Source organism: Citrobacter sp. Cs237, from assembly GCF_030332325.1.
GTDB lineage: Bacteria > Pseudomonadota > Gammaproteobacteria > Enterobacterales > Enterobacteriaceae > Citrobacter_A > Citrobacter_A sedlakii.
This window is the reverse complement of record NZ_JAOWIB010000091.1, coordinates 58,067-75,363: the sequence shown is the minus strand read 5'-3', so window position 1 is coordinate 75,363 and position 17,297 is coordinate 58,067. Positions and strand designations below refer to the sequence as shown.

General features: G+C 54.0%; 16 protein-coding genes and 1 tRNA gene. 11 read left to right on the top strand and 6 right to left on the bottom strand.

Annotated features, from left to right (window positions below; all coding sequences use genetic code 11):
- Positions 1 to 59: 59 nt before the first annotated feature.
- The 4 genes from OGY07_RS04120 to yejF are packed head-to-tail and all read left to right on the top strand — an operon-like array spanning position 60 to position 5,585.
- Positions 60 to 1,874, top strand: coding sequence for an extracellular solute-binding protein (locus OGY07_RS04120; protein ID WP_060569331.1), 1,815 nt, complete (start codon positions 60 to 62; stop codon positions 1,872 to 1,874).
- Positions 1,875 to 2,969 (top strand): microcin C ABC transporter permease YejB, encoded by a 1,095-nt coding sequence (locus OGY07_RS04115; protein ID WP_060569332.1) that lies wholly within the window; start codon positions 1,875 to 1,877, stop codon positions 2,967 to 2,969.
- The gene (locus OGY07_RS04110; protein WP_181822887.1) at positions 2,969 to 3,994 is read left to right on the top strand and encodes an ABC transporter permease; all 1,026 of its coding nucleotides are present in this window, start codon (positions 2,969 to 2,971) and stop codon (positions 3,992 to 3,994) included. Before OGY07_RS04115 ends, OGY07_RS04110 begins: the two co-directional genes overlap by 1 nt.
- Before the next feature lies 1 nt (position 3,995).
- Positions 3,996 to 5,585 carry a microcin C ABC transporter ATP-binding protein YejF gene (gene yejF, locus OGY07_RS04105; protein WP_199956681.1) on the top strand — a complete coding sequence of 530 codons (1,590 nt, stop codon included), beginning with the start codon at positions 3,996 to 3,998 and terminating at the stop codon, positions 5,583 to 5,585.
- A gap of 3 nt (positions 5,586 to 5,588) precedes the next feature.
- On the opposite strand, the gene OGY07_RS04100 is transcribed toward yejF, so the two are convergent.
- The 3 genes from OGY07_RS04100 to rsuA all read right to left on the bottom strand — a co-directional run bounded on the left by OGY07_RS04100 (position 5,589) and on the right by rsuA (position 8,183).
- Complete coding sequence (locus OGY07_RS04100) at positions 5,589 to 5,933, bottom strand: YejG family protein (RefSeq protein ID WP_042284574.1); 345 nt, start codon at positions 5,931 to 5,933, stop codon at positions 5,589 to 5,591.
- Between the two features lie 331 nt (positions 5,934 to 6,264).
- Positions 6,265 to 7,455, bottom strand: a complete 1,191-nt coding sequence (locus OGY07_RS04095; protein WP_042284577.1) for a Bcr/CflA family multidrug efflux MFS transporter — start codon at positions 7,453 to 7,455, stop codon at positions 6,265 to 6,267.
- Positions 7,456 to 7,487: 32 nt separating this feature from the next.
- Positions 7,488 to 8,183 (bottom strand): 16S rRNA pseudouridine(516) synthase RsuA, encoded by a 696-nt coding sequence (gene rsuA / locus OGY07_RS04090; RefSeq protein ID WP_200034422.1) that lies wholly within the window; start codon positions 8,181 to 8,183, stop codon positions 7,488 to 7,490.
- A 150-nt stretch (positions 8,184 to 8,333) separates the two neighbouring features.
- Between rsuA and radD the strand changes: the two genes are divergently transcribed.
- Positions 8,334 to 10,094: a DNA repair helicase RadD gene (gene radD / locus OGY07_RS04085; protein ID WP_286598844.1), complete on the top strand. Its 1,761-nt coding sequence runs from the start codon at positions 8,334 to 8,336 to the stop codon at positions 10,092 to 10,094.
- A 124-nt stretch (positions 10,095 to 10,218) separates the two neighbouring features.
- Complete coding sequence (rplY, locus tag OGY07_RS04080; protein WP_042284586.1) at positions 10,219 to 10,503, top strand: 50S ribosomal protein L25; 285 nt, start codon at positions 10,219 to 10,221, stop codon at positions 10,501 to 10,503.
- Between the two features lie 52 nt (positions 10,504 to 10,555).
- On the opposite strand, the gene yejK is transcribed toward rplY, so the two are convergent.
- Entirely contained in the window at positions 10,556 to 11,563 is a 1,008-nt protein-coding gene (gene yejK, locus OGY07_RS04075) for a nucleoid-associated protein YejK (protein WP_042284589.1), read from the bottom strand.
- 181 nt (positions 11,564 to 11,744) lie between these two features.
- Between yejK and OGY07_RS04070 the strand changes: the two genes are divergently transcribed.
- The 4 genes from OGY07_RS04070 (at position 11,745) to OGY07_RS04055 (ending at position 14,368) form a co-directional block, all read left to right on the top strand.
- On the top strand, positions 11,745 to 11,972 hold the full coding sequence (locus OGY07_RS04070) for a YejL family protein (RefSeq protein WP_042284592.1): 228 nt from the start codon (positions 11,745 to 11,747) through the stop codon (positions 11,970 to 11,972).
- A 30-nt stretch (positions 11,973 to 12,002) separates the two neighbouring features.
- The gene (yejM, locus tag OGY07_RS04065; protein WP_060569339.1) at positions 12,003 to 13,763 is read left to right on the top strand and encodes an LPS biosynthesis-modulating metalloenzyme YejM; all 1,761 of its coding nucleotides are present in this window, start codon (positions 12,003 to 12,005) and stop codon (positions 13,761 to 13,763) included.
- A 73-nt stretch (positions 13,764 to 13,836) separates the two neighbouring features.
- A tRNA-Pro gene (locus tag OGY07_RS04060) sits at positions 13,837 to 13,913 on the top strand.
- 215 nt (positions 13,914 to 14,128) lie between these two features.
- Entirely contained in the window at positions 14,129 to 14,368 is a 240-nt protein-coding gene (locus OGY07_RS04055; RefSeq protein ID WP_046886250.1) for a DinI family protein, read from the top strand.
- Between the two features lie 64 nt (positions 14,369 to 14,432).
- On the opposite strand, the gene OGY07_RS04050 is transcribed toward OGY07_RS04055, so the two are convergent.
- Complete coding sequence (locus tag OGY07_RS04050; RefSeq protein ID WP_248250357.1) at positions 14,433 to 15,194, bottom strand: BRO-N domain-containing protein; 762 nt, start codon at positions 15,192 to 15,194, stop codon at positions 14,433 to 14,435.
- Between the two features lie 168 nt (positions 15,195 to 15,362).
- Between OGY07_RS04050 and OGY07_RS04045 the strand changes: the two genes are divergently transcribed.
- Complete coding sequence (locus tag OGY07_RS04045; RefSeq protein ID WP_286598828.1) at positions 15,363 to 16,034, top strand: SOS response-associated peptidase; 672 nt, start codon at positions 15,363 to 15,365, stop codon at positions 16,032 to 16,034.
- Here OGY07_RS04045 and OGY07_RS04040 read toward each other — a convergent pair.
- On the bottom strand, positions 16,027 to 17,295 hold the full coding sequence (locus tag OGY07_RS04040; protein ID WP_286598827.1) for a Y-family DNA polymerase: 1,269 nt from the start codon (positions 17,293 to 17,295) through the stop codon (positions 16,027 to 16,029). The two genes, OGY07_RS04045 and OGY07_RS04040, sit on opposite strands and share 8 nt — an antisense overlap.
- Positions 17,296 to 17,297: the final 2 nt, after the last annotated feature.

Here is a 17,297-nt window from a genome sequence, read left to right as displayed (position 1 = left end):
TGCCCTATTATTCCCTTGCCTGCGCTGGCAGGCAGTCACGATAAGGAATCCCGTTGCAAATGATCGTTCGCGTATTGCTGCTGATTGTTCTGTCATTGGCCTTTAGCATCCAGGCCCAGACAATTAAAGAGAGCTATGCTTTTTCCGTTCTGGGCGAGCCACGATACGCCTTTAATTTCGATCATTTTGATTACGTTAATCCGGCCGCGCCGAAAGGGGGACAGATCACCCTTTCCGCCATCGGCACCTTTGACAATTTCAATCGTTATGCCCTGCGCGGCAACCCCGGCGCGCGTACCGAGCAGCTTTACGACACGCTGTTCACCACGTCGGATGATGAGCCAGGCAGCTACTACCCTTTAATTGCCGAGAGCGCACGCTATGCCGACGACTATTCCTGGGTGGAAGTGACGATTAACCCGCGCGCCCGCTTTCACGACGGCACCCCCATTACGGCAAAAGACGTCGCCTTTACCTTCCACAAGTTTATGACCGAAGGCGTTCCTCAGTTCCGCCTGGTTTACAAAGGCACGACCGTTAAAGCCATTGCGCCGCTGACCGTGCGGATGGTGTTAGCGAAGCCAGGTAAAGAAGATATGCTCAGCCTGTTCTCGCTGCCGGTGATGCCGGCGTCTTACTGGAAAGATCATAAGCTCAGCGATCCATTATCGACGCCGCCGTTAAGCAGCGGACCTTACCGCATCAGCCAGTGGAAAATGGGTCAATACATTGTTTATACGCGGGTGAAAGAGTACTGGGCGGCTAACCTGCCGGTGAATCGCGGGCGCTGGAATTTTGATACTATCCGCTACGACTATTATCTCGACGACAATGTGGCTTTCGAAGCGTTTAAAGCCGGAGCATTTGACCTGCGTCTGGAAGGCGACGCGAAAAACTGGGCGACGCGTTACGTGGGAAAAAACTTTGATAAACAGTACATCGTCAAAGACGAGCAGAAGAATGAATCAGCGCAGGACACGCGCTGGCTGGCGTTTAATATCCAGCGTCCGGTGTTCAGCGACCGCCGCGTCCGCGAAGCCATCACGCTGGCCTTTGATTTTGAATGGATGAATAAAGCGCTGTTTTACAACGCCTGGAGCCGGGCAAACAGCTATTTCCAGAATACCGAGTATGCGGCCAGAGCGTATCCCGACGCGGACGAACTGGTGCTGCTCGCGCCAATGAAAAAGGATCTGCCACCGGAGATCTTTAGCCAGATCTATCAGCCCCCCGTTTCCAAAGGCGACGGCTACGATCGAGAGAATCTGCTGAAAGCGGACGCGCTCCTGAAAGAGGCGGGCTGGGTATTGAAAGGCCAGCAGCGGGTTAACAACGCGACCGGGAAACCGCTCATCTTTGAACTGCTCATCTCCGCAGGCAGCAACAGTCAGTGGGTTTTACCGTTCCAGCATAATCTTCAGCGCCTGGGCATCACGATGAATATTCGCCAGGTCGATAATTCCCAAATCACCAACCGTATGCGTAGCCGCGACTACGATATGATGCCGCGACTGTGGCGGGCGATGCCGTGGCCAAGTTCCGATCTGCAAATCTCATGGGCCTCTGAATACATTGACTCCAGTTATAATGCGCCCGGCGTAAAGAGTCCGGTAATTGATCGCCTGATCGCGCAAATCATCGCCGCGCAGGGAAACAAAGAAAAACTTATTCCACTTGGTCGCGCGCTGGACCGGGTGCTGACATGGAATTACTACATGCTGCCAATGTGGTATATGGCGGAAGACAGACTGGCCTGGTGGGATAAGTTCTCCCGTCCCGCCATCCGCCCCATATATACTTTGGGCCTGGATACCTGGTGGTATGACGTGAATCGCGCGGCAAAACTGCCCGCCTCCAGACAACAGGGAGAGTAAATGGGCGCCTATCTGATTCGCCGGCTGCTGCTGGTTATCCCGACGCTGTGGGCCATTATCACCATTAACTTTTTTATCGTGCAGATCGCCCCAGGCGGTCCGGTCGACCAGGCGATTGCCGCCATTGAGTTTGGCCAGGCTGGGGCGCTCCCTGGCGCGGGGAGCGAGGGCGTTCGGGCCAGCCATGCGCAAACCGGCATCGGCAATATCAGTGACAGTCACTACCGGGGTGGCCGCGGGCTCGACCCGGTAGTTATCGCTGAAATCACCCAACGCTACGGCTTTGATAAACCCCTGCATGAACGCTATTTCACCATGCTCTGGAACTATCTCCGCTTCGATTTTGGCGACAGCCTGTTTCGCAGCGCTTCCGTGCTGACGCTCATTAAAGACAGTTTGCCGGTTTCGGTGACGCTTGGGTTGTGGAGCACGCTGATCATATATCTGGTCTCCATTCCGCTGGGGATCCGCAAAGCGGTACATAACGGCAGCCGCTTTGACGTCTGGAGTAGCGCGTTCATTATCATCGGCTACGCCATTCCGGCGTTTCTTTTCGCCATTTTGCTGATCGTGTTCTTTGCCGGCGGCAGCTACTACGATCTGTTTCCACTGCGTGGGCTGGTCTCGGCGAATTTCGACACCCTGCCCTGGTATCAGAAGATAACCGACTATCTGTGGCACATTACCCTGCCGGTACTGGCCACGGTGATTGGCGGCTTTGCCGCGCTTACCATGCTGACAAAAAATTCATTTCTTGATGAAGTCCGCAAACAGTACGTGGTCACCGCCAGGGCAAAAGGGGTGAGCGAAAAAAACATTCTCTGGAAGCATGTTTTCCGTAATGCCATGCTGCTGGTGATTGCCGGCTTTCCCGCCACCTTCATCAGCATGTTTTTTACCGGCTCGCTGCTGATTGAAGTGATGTTTTCACTGAATGGTCTGGGACTCTTAGGCTACGAGGCCACGGTGTCCCGCGACTATCCGGTGATGTTCGGCACGCTGTACATCTTCACCCTGATTGGCCTGCTGCTGAATATCCTTAGCGATATCAGCTATACGCTGGTCGATCCGCGTATTGATTTTGAGGGACGCTAATGGCGCGTTTAAGCCCCGTGAATCAGGCCCGCTGGGCGCGTTTTCGTCACAACCGCCGCGGCTACTGGTCGTTATGGATCTTTCTTGTCCTGTTTGCGCTGAGCCTGTGCGCTGAACTGGTGGCGAATGATAAGCCGCTATTGGTGCGCTATGACGGAAGCTGGTACTTCCCGCTGGTCAAAAACTACAGCGAGAGTGATTTCGGCGGGCCGCTGGCGACAAAAGCGGACTACCAGGACCCATGGCTGAAGCAACAACTGGAACATCGCGGGTGGATCCTCTGGGCGCCCGTTCGCTTTGGCGCAAACAGCATCAACTTCGCCACCGACACCCCCTTCCCTTCGCCACCGTCGGCGCAAAACTGGTTGGGTACAGACGCTAATGGCGGCGACGTGCTGGCGCGGATCCTCTACGGCACCCGTATCTCTATTCTGTTTGGCCTGATGCTGACCTTGTGCTCAAGCGTAATGGGTGTGTTGGCCGGTGCGCTACAGGGCTATTACGGCGGAAAAGTCGACCTGTGGGGACAGCGGTTTATCGAAGTCTGGTCGGGGATGCCGACGCTGTTTCTGATCATACTGCTATCAAGCGTCGTACAGCCTAACTTCTGGTGGCTGTTAGCGATTACGGTGCTGTTTGGCTGGATGAGCCTGGTGGGCGTGGTGCGCGCAGAGTTTTTACGTACCCGTAATTTCGACTACATTCGCGCTGCCCAGGCGCTAGGCGTCAGCGACCGCAGTATTATTTTCCGCCACATGCTGCCCAACGCGATGGTGGCCACGCTAACGTTTTTGCCGTTCATTTTGTGCAGTTCCATCACCACCCTGACCTCGCTGGACTTTCTCGGCTTCGGTTTACCGCTGGGATCGCCTTCGTTGGGCGAGCTACTTTTGCAGGGCAAAAATAATCTCCAGGCGCCCTGGCTTGGGATCACCGCCTTCCTGTCGGTGGCGATTTTACTCTCGCTGCTGATCTTCATCGGTGAGGCCGTCCGTGATGCCTTCGATCCGAATAAGGCGATATAACATGACGCAACCGTTACTGTCGATTGACAATCTGACCGTTGGCTTTCGCCGCGAGGAGAACGTTCGCACCGTGGTGAACGACGTTTCGCTGACGGTGAACGCCGGTGAAACGCTGGCGCTGGTGGGCGAATCCGGGTCCGGCAAGAGCGTGACGGCGCTGTCCATTCTTCGCCTGTTACCCTCCCCCCCGACGGTTTATCTTTCCGGCGACATCCGCTTTCACGGCGAGTCTCTCCTTCACGCCAACGAAAAGACGCTGCGCGGCGTGCGCGGCAACCGGATCGCGATGATTTTTCAGGAGCCGATGGTTTCGCTGAACCCGTTGCATAATCTGGAAAAACAGCTTTATGAAGTGCTGTCACTGCACCGCGGTATGCGCCGGGAAGCTGCCCGCGCCGAGATCTTAAGCTGTCTCGACCGCGTCGGTATACGCCAGGCGGCAAAGCGGCTGGGTGATTACCCGCATCAACTTTCCGGCGGCGAACGCCAGCGCGTGATGATCGCGATGGCGCTGCTGACGCGACCGGAGCTGCTGATTGCCGACGAGCCGACCACCGCGCTGGATGTTTCGGTCCAGGCGCAGATCCTGCAACTGCTGCGCGAACTGCAGCACGAACTGAGTATGGGGATGTTGTTTATCACCCATAACCTGAGCATTGTGAAAAAGCTCGCCGACAGCGTGGCGGTGATGCAAAACGGTCGCTGCGTTGAGCAGAACCGCGCGGACATCCTGCTTAACGCGCCAGTGCATCCTTACACACAAACCTTGCTCAACAGTGAACCAGTGGGGGATCCCGTCCCGTTGCCCGCTGAACGGTCTCCGTTGCTGATAGTCGACGATCTGCGGGTTTCGTTTCCGATCCGCAAAGGGGTCCTCAAACGCGTGGTAGCCTGCAATAATGTGGTAAAAGGCGTCAGCTTTAGCCTGCGCCCGGGCGAAACGCTGGGACTGGTGGGCGAGTCAGGTTCAGGCAAAAGCACCACCGGCCTTGCGCTGCTGCGCCTGATTTCTTCGCAGGGCAGCATTGAGTTTGACGGTCAGCAGTTGCAGTTTCTAAAGCGTCGCGAGCTGTTGCCGGTGCGGCATCGCATTCAGGTAGTGTTTCAGGATCCGAACTCCTCGCTGAATCCCCGTCTCAACGTGCTGCAAATCATTGAAGAAGGATTGCGCGTCCACCAGCCTGCCCTGTCTGCCGACCAGCGTGAGCAACAGGTGATAACGGTAATGGCCGAGGTGGGGCTGGACGCGGAGACGCGTCACCGTTATCCGGCAGAATTTTCCGGCGGTCAGCGTCAGCGTATTGCGATAGCCCGCGCGCTGATACTGAAACCGTCGCTGATCATTCTTGATGAGCCGACATCATCTCTTGACCGCACCGTACAGGCGCAAATTCTCGCGCTGCTGAAATCGCTACAGGCAAAACATCGCCTGGCCTATATTTTTATCAGCCACGATCTGCACGTCGTTCGCGCGTTATGCCATCAGGTAATTGTGCTGAGACAGGGAGAGGTTGTGGAGCAGGGGCAATGCGAGCACGTCTTTAGCGCGCCGCAGCAGGCGTATACGCGTCAGCTTCTCGCGCTAAGCTGACGCTCAAAACGGATTGTTGTTGGAGAACGGTTCGGCAATCGCCACGCCGAAGTTTTTCAGGCGGCAGGTTGCGGCAAACTCATCCTGGCGATTCACGAACAGACACGGCTCGCCTTCACATTCCAGTACCGAACATGGCACTTCGATATCGCTGAGCGCCTGACTCAGTTTATGCATGACCGGCCATGCGCTGTCGCCGTCCGGGCTCAGCAGTTTGAGCGCCACCAGGCTATTCTCGACGGCCTGGCCATTTTGCGGAATCGGTTCAACTTTCGAACCTGCAAAACCCGCAGACCAACGATAGTTCTGTGGCAAGCGATGTACGATTGAGAGCTGTAATGATGTCACTTTCTTTCCCCGGAAGTACAATTACTTCACAATTTATTTACATCCATATTAACACATCATTGACAATCCGTCCTTAAACAGATGCACAATGTTGCGATCCTTGTCCCGTCCGGCCTGTTTGGCTTTTGTGAAATAAATTTTTGTGTCGGGACACATTCGCGGGCTATATGTACCCGTTTCTGCGATCTAACTCAACCTTTTTAACTACAATGATGTGACTTTTTACATAAATTGATTTTACATAAAATAAACATATATCGGGGAAATGATGGATTTGTCGTTGACGTACATCAACAAAGGAAGCCAGCAGGCTTCCATGTTGTGTCTGCGATCACCGTTTTTTCGGACGGCTTGCATAGAGGTAAAACAAAATTGAACAGGTCGCACAAAACGCGATCGACCAAATCATCGGCCACGCCGAGTTAAACGTGGCCAGAGAGAGCAATGCGCCTACCACCGCGCCAATGCCAAAACGGAAGGTCCCCGCCAGCGACGACGCGGTTCCCGCCATGTGGGGAAACTCGTCAAGAATAACCGCCATAGCGTTGGAAGAGATCATCGATACGCAGCCGACAAAGACAGCCACGCCCAGCACCAGCGACCAGAACCCGACCCCTGCCAGCGCGCTAACCACCATCCATACCGCCATTGCCAGTTGGATCCACAATCCCGTTCGGAACATATTCAGCGCGCCGATACGTCGCACGAAGCGGCTGTTAATGATCGTCATGATAAACAAAAAGACGATATTCAGAGCGAAGTAGTAGCCAAAGTGCTGCGGGGAGACGTGGTTAATCTCGATATAAACGAAAGGCCCGGCGCTCAGGAAGGAGAACATGCCGGCAAAGCTAAAGCCGCTCGCCAGCATATAGCTCAGCACACGCTTATGCCGAAACAGCGACGCAAAGTTGCCAATCGTGGTGCGAATATGAAACGGCTGGCGCTTTTCAACCGGTAGCGTCTCTTTGATCAACACCGCGATCATTACCGATGCCAGCACCGCCGCCACCGCGAGGATCCAGAAAATAGAATGCCAGCTCAACCACACCAGCACCCAACCGCCGATAATCGGCGCCATTAACGGGGCGATAGTGGTCACCAGCATCACAAAGGACATCATGCGGGAGAATTCATCTTTTGGATACATATCGCGCATCAGCGCGTTGATCACCACGCTGGCCGCGGCTGCCGCCAGACCGTGAAAGAAACGCATCACAATGAGCTGATCGATGGTTTGCGCCAGCGCACAGGCCACCGCCGCTGCCGCGAACACCAGCGTCCCGCCCAGGATCACCGGCTTGCGCCCCAGACTGTCCGCCATGGGTCCATACAGCAACTGACCCAGCGCAAAACCAAGGATATAGGTGCTCAGCGTCATCTGCGCGCTGCCCGCAGGCACGCCAAACTGTTCCGAGATCACCGGAAGCGCCGGAAGATACATGTCAATCGACAGCGGCATCAGCATGGCCAGCAGGCCGAGAATAAAGACGATGGCAAGGGACGAACGCTGCCGGGTGGTCACAAATTAGCTCCTGAATATATCAATGCGGGGGCTTAACCCACGCTGGCAATTTCTTCTTCAGTCAAGGGGCGATACTCGCCTGGCGCAAGGTCAGCATCAAGGGCGATAGCACCGATCCGCTCACGATGCAGCGCCACCACATGATTACCGACCGCGGCGAACATGCGTTTCACCTGATGATAACGCCCTTCGCTGATGGTCAGACGTACCTGGGTCGGCGTAATAATCTCAAGCGTTGCCGGTTTCGTCAGATCTTTCTCGTTATGCAACTGCACGCCTTTGGCGAATTGATCCGCGGTGTCGTCGGCCACCGGCGATTCAAGAGTGACAAGGTACGTTTTTTCGCAATGATGGCGAGGAGAAGTGATGCGGTGCGACCATTGACCATCGTCGGTCATCAGCACCAGACCGGTAGTGTCTATGTCCAGCCGTCCTGCGGCATGTAACTTGTACGCAACCGGCTCATCGAGGAAGTAGAGCACGGTCGGATGATCCGGATCGTCTGTCGAGCAAACATAGCCCTGCGGTTTATTGAGCATGAAGTAACGGGGTCCGTGCTGCTGGACCAGCGTGTTGCCGTCATATTCAACATTGTGCTCCGGCAGCAGTTTGAACGCTGCGTTGCGGACAACCTCACCATCCACGGTAATACGGTTAGCGCGGATCTCACGCCCGGCAATAGCGCGGCTGACGCCGAGTTGCTGAGCGATAAATTTATCAAGTCGCATGAGTTTGATTTTGCCTGTAAAAATACGGGAAACGGGCAATGTGCCCGAAAGTGGCGTCGTTATTTGCCCAGTATAGCGGGCTAACAACATCCCTCAAGGGAAAACGATTCGTGGCATACTATACCCGAGTTCGTTACGCATTGTGAGACCATGATTTTTACACTTCGTCCCTACCAACAGGAAGCCGTGGACGCCACGCTCAACCATTTCCGCCGCCACGGTACGCCAGCGGTCATCGTCCTCCCTACCGGCGCGGGCAAAAGCCTAGTGATCGCCGAACTGGCCCGTGTCGCCAAAGGGCGCGTGCTGGTGCTGGCCCACGTCAAAGAACTGGTCGCGCAGAACCACGCTAAATACTGCGCGCTGGGGCTGGAGGCCGATATTTTCGCCGCCGGGCTGAAGCGCAAAGAGAGTCAGGGGAAAGTGGTGTTCGGCAGCGTACAATCCGTCGCGCGCAATCTTGACGCTTTCCGAGGCGAATTTTCGCTGTTGATCGTCGATGAATGCCATCGGATCGGCGACGATGAAGAAAGCCAGTATCAGCAAATTCTGGCCCACCTGACAGAAGTGAACCCTCACCTGCGCCTGCTGGGGCTGACCGCCACCCCGTTTCGCCTGGGTAAAGGCTGGATTTATCAGTTCCATTATCACGGCATGGTGCGCGGCAACGAAAAGGCGCTGTTTCGCGACTGCATTTATGAGTTACCGCTGCGCTATATGATCAAACACGGTTATCTGACGCCGCCGGAGCGTCTGGATATGCCTGTCGTACAGTATGACTTCAGCCGTCTGCAGGCGCAGAGCAACGGTCTGTTTAGCGAAGCCGACCTGAACCGCGAGCTAAAAAAGCAGCAGCGCATTACGCCGCATATCATCAGCCAGATCGTCGAATTTGCCCAACGCCGTAAAGGCGTGATGATTTTCGCCGCCACCGTAGAGCACGCCAAAGAGATCGTCGGATTGCTGCCCGCTACGGACGCCGCACTGATTACCGGCGACACGCCAGGCGCGGATCGCGATGCGCTCATTGATGCTTTCAAAGCGCAGCGTTTTCGCTACCTGGTGAATGTTTCCGTCTTAACCACCGGTTTTGATGCGCCGCATGTCGATCTGATCGCCATTCTTCGCCCAACCGAGTCGGTCAGCCTGTATCAGCAGATCGTCGGGCGCGGTTTGCGCCTTGCGCCAGGAAAAACCGACTGCCTGATTCTGGATTACGCCGGAAACCCGCACGACCTGTATTCCCCGGAGGTTGGAAGTCCAAAAGGCAAAAGTGACAACGTGCCGGTGCAGGTGTTCTGCCCCGCCTGCGGATTCGCCAATACTTTCTGGGGGAAAACCACCGCAGACGGTACGCTGATCGAGCATTTTGGCCGCCGTTGCCAGGGCTGGTTCGAGGATGATGAAGGGCTTCGCGAACAGTGTGACTTCCGCTTTCGTTTCAAAAACTGCCCGCATTGCAACGCCGAAAACGATATCGCCGCCCGCCGCTGCCGCGAATGCGACGCCGTGCTGGTCGATCCCGACGATATGCTGAAGGCGGCGCTAAAACTGAAAGACGCGCTGGTACTGCGCTGTAGCGGCATGGCCTTGCAGTACGGTCAGGATGAGAAAGGCGAGTGGCTGAAAATCACTTACTATGACGAAGACGGCGCAGACGTCAGCGAACGTTTTCGTCTGCAAACGCCCGCCCAGCGCACCGCCTTTGAGCAGCTGTTTATTCGCCCGCATACCCGCACGCCGGGCGTTCCGCTACGCTGGCTCACCGCCGCGGATATCCTCGCGCAACAGCCGCTGCTGCGCCACCCCGATTTTGTGGTCGCGCGGATGAAAGGCCAGTACTGGCAGGTGCGTGAAAAAGTGTTCGACTACGAAGGACGCTTTCGCCGGGCGCATGAATTGCGCGGTTAATCGTAGTTTTGATTGATGTGCCGGGCGTTTGAGTATAGAATCTCGCCCGCTTTTGCATACGCAAAGCAGATCACTTACCTGTTGCTGGGTCGCCTGTAGCAGGAATTATTAAAGAGAGATTTAAATGTTTACTATCAACGCTGAAGTACGTAAAGAGCAGGGTAAGGGTGCGAGCCGCCGCCTGCGTGCCGCTAACAAGTTCCCGGCGATCATCTACGGTGGCAAAGAAGCCCCGATCGCTATCGAACTGGACCACGATCAGGTTATGAACATGCAAGCTAAAGCTGAATTCTACAGCGAAGTTCTGACCATCGTTGTTGACGGTAAAGAAGTAAAAGTTAAAGCTCAGGCTGTACAGCGCCACGCGTTCAAGCCGAAGCTGACCCACATCGACTTCGTTCGCGCGTAATCGCCAACACGTCGAAGAGAAACCCCGCCGCGGCGGGGTTTTTTTATGCCTGTTAATTCCCACCCGATGTGCGGCGCTGCAACTGGTCGCGCAGGTTCGGCGGCGTACCTTTAATGGTCAGCGTATCGGTAGCCGGATCCCAGAAAATTCGCTCGCCTAATAACATCGCGTCAAAATTAATGGTCAACCCGCCGCCGCTGCCGGCATATTTGGTCAACTGGCGCAGGGTGCTGCGATCCGCCGGGAAACTTTCTTCCAGCGCGTAACCTTTTTCGGCGGTAAACTCGCTGAAGCTCACTTCACTGACGCCGGAAAGCTCTTTTGACAGCGACTCAAGCTCGATCTCTTCTCCGGCCTGCAGCTGTTCACTGCAGTAGCTGTAAACCTGCTGACGCACATTCTGGCGTTCGGCTTTGTCAAGCTGCGCCTCTGCGGTGAAGTCATCGACGGCCTGCAGCAGTCCGCGGTTTTGCGCTTTGGCGTTCAGCCCTTCGCTGGCGCCAAGAAAATCCATAAAGAAATCGGCGACTTTGCGCCCTACCCGCCCTTTCAGGAAGGTCAGATAACGGGTGGACTCCGGGTTGGTTTCCCATTCGGTGAGATCAATACGCGCCACAATATCCGCATGGTTAATATCCAGATAGTGCGTCGGGTTGATATCCAGGTTTTCATTTACACGCATGCTGCTTAAATTGTTCAGCACCGCCACCAGCAGGTACTCTACCGCCAGATAGCGATAGTGGCAGAACAGGACGATACCGCCGTCCGCGAAAGGATACTTCGCTAACTCATCGCGTAAACGGCCGGTCGCCGCACGGCTAAAGGCGAGAAAATCCTCCTCCCCCTGACGCTGCAACCGCAGCGCTTGCGCCAGTTCACTTTCTTCGCTGAACAGGCCATACGCTTTATTTTTCGCGCTATAGACCCGGTGCAACTCGGCCACCATCTCAACAACGGTGTTTGTCGGTTCCAGTAATGAATCGCGCAAGACCAGCTCAAGGTTTTGCTCATCGCGTTTGATAAGCTGGTGCAGGGCAATCTGGTTGATATCCAGACTCATGATAAACTCTCCTTTAAGACCGGGCGGTATTCAACCACCACCCGCGAAGCGACGCAACAGAAGATGCCGCGCCGTTTTGCCTTTAGCACAGTAATGCGAATTATTTGCGGATAAAAAAGCGGAAAAAAAACTGCTGCTACGGTAATATGTTGCCCTTTCATGAACAAACTGATTTCGATTTATGCCACAAATCTCCCGCTACAGTGACGAACACGTTGAACAGATGCTCACCGAGATGCTCAACGTACTGGAAAAACATAAGGCGCCGACTGACCTTTCCCTGATGGTGTTGGGAAACATGGTCACTAACCTTATCAACACCAGCATTGCCCCGGCTCAGCGCCAGGCGATAGCCAACTCTTTTGCCCGCGCGTTGCAGTCTTCGATCAACGACGACAAAGCGCACTAAAGCCGACTTCGGGGAAACGAACGACACGTTATGGTAACTCATCGTCAGCGCTACCGTGAAAAAGTCTCCCAGATGGTTAGCTGGGGACACTGGTTTGCACTGTTCAATATTCTGCTGGCTATTGCGCTCGGCAGCCGTTACCTGTTTGTCGCCGACTGGCCGACAACGCTGGCCGGTCGCGTTTACTCGTATGTGAGTATCGTCGGACATTTCAGCTTTCTGGTGTTTGCCGCCTATCTGCTGATCCTGTTCCCGTTGACGTTTATCGTCATGTCCCAGAGGCTGATGCGTTTCCTGTCCGCCATTCTGGCGACCGCCGGGATGACGCTGTTGTTGATCGACAGCGAAGTCTTTACCCGTTTCCACTTGCATCTTAATCCCATCGTCTGGGAACTGGTGATTAACCCTGACCAGAATGAGATGGCGCGGGACTGGCAGCTAATGTTTATCAGCGTGCCCGTGATCCTGCTGATTGAGATGCTGTTCGCCACCTGGAGCTGGCAGAAGCTGCGCAGCCTGACGCGGCGCCGACATTTCGCCAGGCCGCTGGCCGCCTTCTTTTTCGTGTCGTTTATTGCCTCGCACGTGGTGTATATCTGGGCCGACGCGAATTTTTATCGCCCGATAACCATGCAGCGCGCCAACCTGCCGCTGTCTTATCCGATGACAGCGCGCCGTTTTCTGGAAAAACACGGCCTGCTGGACGCGCAGGAGTATCAGCGTCGTCTGGTTGAACAGGGTAATCCGGAAGCCGTTTCCGTTCAGTATCCGCTGAGCGAATTGCGTTATCGCGACATGGGGACCGGACAAAACGTGCTGTTGATCACCGTCGACGGCCTGAACTATTCGCGTTATGAAAAGCAGATGCCAGCCCTTGCCGGATTTGCCGAACAAAACATTGCCTTCACGCGCCATATGAGTTCCGGCAACGCTACTGACAACGGTATCTTTGGCCTGTTCTACGGCGTCTCGCCGAGTTATATGGACGGCATTTTATCCACCCGCACGCCAGCCGCGCTGATCACGGCGCTCAATCAGCAGGGCTACCAGTTGGGACTGTTCTCCTCCGACGGTTTTACCAGTCCGCTGTATCGCCAGGCGCTGCTGTCAGACTTTTCAATGCCGAGCGTGCAAACGCAGTCCGACGAGCAAACCGCCAGCCAATGGATCAACTGGTTAGGGCGTTACGCCCAGGAAGATAACCGCTGGTTCTCGTGGGTTTCGTTTAACGGCACCAACGTGGATGAAGATAATCAAAAGAATTTTGTCCGCCGTTACGCCCGTGCCGCTGGTGATGTCGATAAACAGATAAACCGGGTACTCGGCGCCCTGCGCGAGTCCGGTAAACTGGACAACACGGTCGTCATTATCACTGCGGGTCGGGGTGTTCCGTTGAGCGAGGAACAGCGCAACTTCGACTGGTCGCGTGGACATCTGCAGGTTCCGTTAATCATTCACTGGCCGGGCACCCCCGCCCAACGGATTAACAGCCTGACCGATCATACGGATGTGATGACCACGCTGATGCAGCGACTACTGCACGTAAGCACCCCTGCCAATGAATATTCCCAGGGGCAGGATCTGTTTAACGCCAACCGTCGCCACTACTGGGTAACCGCAGCGGATGGCAATACGCTGGCGATCACCACGGCGGACATGACATTGGTGCTGAACAGTAATGGCAAGTATCAGACGTATGATTTACGCGGCGAGAAGATCAAAGATCAGAAGCCGCAGCTAAGCCTGCTGCTACAGGTCCTCACGGATGAGAAACGTTTTATCGCTAACTGATTTATAATTAATCAGTTAGCGGGATGTCCCCTTGCATTCGGTGTGGAAAGCGGTAGTATTAGCACCCACGAGTCGGCACGTAGCGCAGCCTGGTAGCGCACCGTCATGGGGTGTCGGGGGTCGGAGGTTCAAATCCTCTCGTGCCGACCAAAAACACATTAAAAACCAGCCTTTTACGGCTGGTTTTTTTATTGGCAAATTTCTGCGGGGAATAACCGGGGAAGAACAGGGGAAGAACCGCTGACAACATCGTCATAAATTGGTTTAAAAAACCCTTCAGCTTACGACCCTCTTAGCTTGACACGGGATAGGTTTACAGCAAAAATACTGTATATAAAAACAGTAAAATTGGAGAGGGGATCGGTATGTTTGTCGAATTAGTTTACGACAAGAGAAATGTTGCAGGTTTGCCTGGTGCCAAAGAAATAATTCTGTCTGAACTGACAAAGCGAGTGCACAGGATCTTTCCTGATGCTGATGTGAAGGTTAAGCCGATGCAAGCGAACGGGCTGAATAGCGATGCCAGTAAGAGCGATCGCGAAAAACTGAACCGTATGCTTGAGGAAATGTTCGAAGAATCAGATATGTGGTTAACTAGTGATTAACTTTTTAGTTCACGTGTTCTGTATTTTGCCATAACAGAACACGTGTAACTCAAAAGTTATGTGCTCAGTGCCGCGTTCTGTCTTCTAAAATCTGTTGATAAATAACAATTGCTTCATCAATTAACGCCAGAGGGTACATTGTGTTGATGTGGATACCTGAAGGACATTTGATCCGTTCTGCATCCCTTTCACTACGAAGTTTTTCACACCAACCCCATAATTCCTGTACAGACAAACCTTCAAGCCCGAGTTCCAAAAGTCTTTTAGGGATGCTGCTGAAACCTGATATATCACGAAGATTTTCTAATGCGTTAACTTTTAATTCGACATCATTAACCCTACCTTCGAGTTCCTCACGTTTCGCGATTTCCATAACCCAAAGGTTGACAGCTTGCTGAAGTTTTTCGGCATATTCCCTGATATCAGACTTTCCATTGGTGACAGGTGGCGGGTATACACCGTGTTCACGAATCGAAGGAAGAACTTTATGAAAAAGCCAACGCTGGAACTTTTTCCCTGCAGCTGACGTATCTTGAGCTAAGACACGGTAAAGGCCTGGCTCTGTCAGAAATGCTTCTGATTTCGGTTGATCATCTTCAATTAAATCGATGTTTTTGATTTCATCTGAATCCAGCGTTTTGCTAACAGCCTTCATCACCGGCAAAAGACTCTGCGGCGTTTTCCCATCCATCTTTCTGTTTTCAATGGAAAGAGTCTTCAATACATCAGTAAACGAAATATACAAATGCCCTTTCTCACTAAAACTTCTAATGTAACTTTCGCCTGATTCACCTTCATAACACAGCTGAAGCAGATTTGTACTCATATGGCCTCCCTCCGGTTCGTTTCAATGATTATACAGATGCTTGTCTTTCTGTCATTGGTAGCGGTTATTCGTTAAATCAAACCCACGAACGATGGGCAAAATATTTGTCATCAGTAAATCACGCAGCTGGCTAGCCATTATACTTAGACTTCGCCGCAGGAGGTTTCTATGTGTGGAAGATTTTCTCAAGCACAAACCCGTGAAGAGTATCTGGCTTATCTCGCCGACGAAGGCGATCGCGATATCGTATATGACCCAGAGCCGATTGGCCGGTACAACGTCGCGCCCGGCACTAAGGTTTTGCTGCTGAGCGAACGCGACGAGCAACTGCATCTTGATCCGGTCCTGTGGACTTACGCACCCGGATGGTGGGATAAAGCACCATTGATAAACGCGCGCGTCGAGACGGCGGCCACCAGCAGGATGTTCAAGCCTCTCTGGCAACATGGCCGGGCAATCTGCTTTGCTGATGGATGGTTCGAGTGGAAGAAGGAAGGTGATAAGAAACAGCCCTACTTCATTCATCGGGCCGACGGCCAGCCAATATTCATGGCGGCGATCGGCAGCACACCATTTGAGCGCGGCGATGAGGCGGAAGGTTTTCTCATTGTGACATCGGCAGCGGATAAAGGTCTGGTAGATATTCACGACCGTAGGCCACTTGTTTTGTCGCCAGAAGCGGCAAGGGAGTGGATGCGCCAGGACGTAGGCGGGAAGGAAGCTGAAGAGATAGCAGCTGACGGTTACGTGCCGGCAGACAAGTTTATATGGCACGCCGTTACGCGCGCCGTGGGGAATGTAAAAAATCAAGGGCCAGAGTTAATCGAGCCCATTACCTGACCACAAGCAGATCCGAAAACCGAGTGGTGTATCGTGGTGAAAGCATTTCTCGCTTCATCTGCCACTGCTGTTGAATGCCCTGCCCGGCAAAGAAGAGTGTTCCTTTCCCGTCTTTCGCGTTCAAGTGATCGAGCACCTCCATCAACTTATCGCTTCCAGCGCGCGGCGCGTGCTCATCGAAAAGGTTCAGCTGGGCAACGCCCCGGCTGAAAAAATCTCCCAGTATGATTCCAGCTTTTTGATAGCGGTGGCCATCCTTCCAGATTTTTTCCAGGCACTTTACCGCGGCGTTGATGATGTCGCGGGAATCCTGAGTGGGGGTAAGAAGCTTAATTGATGCACTGTTACCGTAGTATGGCTCGTTAAGTGCAAAGGGAGAGGTTTTCACGAATGCAGAAATAAAGCGGCAATACTGGTGCTCGCCGCGAAGCTTTTCGGCGCCACGCGCTGCATAACTGCAGATAGCCTGGCGCATCTGTTCGTACTCGGTGACGCGTTCGCCAAATGACCGACTGCAGACGATTTCCTGCTTTGCCGGCGCAAACTCCTCCAGATCAAGACATGGTTCGCCGCGCAGCTCCCGAACCGTTCGCTCCAGGACGACATTGAAGTGCTTTCGAATAATCCACGTACTCTGCTCAGAGAGGTCCAGAGCTGTTTTGATGCCCATGGCATTAAGTTTTTTACTGATTCTGCGACCAACGCCCCAAACATCCTCTACAGGCACGATCGCCAACAGCCGACGCTGCCGATCGACATTTGACAGGTCAACTACCCCGCCCGTCTGCCGCTGCCATTTCTTTGCGGCGTGGTTGGCGAGTTTAGCGAGAGTTTTTGTCTGAGCAATGCCAACGCCAACGGTGAGGTGCGTACGCTTCAGAACGGTAGCGCGGATCTCTTTGCCAAAGTCAGTCAAATCCCGGCAGCTCCTAACGCCCGTCAGGTCACAAAAAGCTTCATCGATACTGTAAATTTCGACGCGGGGGCTCATTTCTTCCAGCGTCGTCATTACCCGGTTCGACATATCAGCGTAAAGCTCGTAATTGCTGCTGAAGCACACAACGCCAGCTCGCCGGAAAAGTTCCTTTTGCTTGAAGAAAGGCTCGCCCATTGCTATCCCTGCGGCTTTTGCCTCTGCGCTGCGCGCGATCACGCAGCCATCGTTATTTGAGAGAACGACAACCGGCCGCCCTCTCAGGTCCGGCCTGAATACAGTCTCGCATGATGCGTAGAACGAATTCACATCACAGAGCGCAAACATAT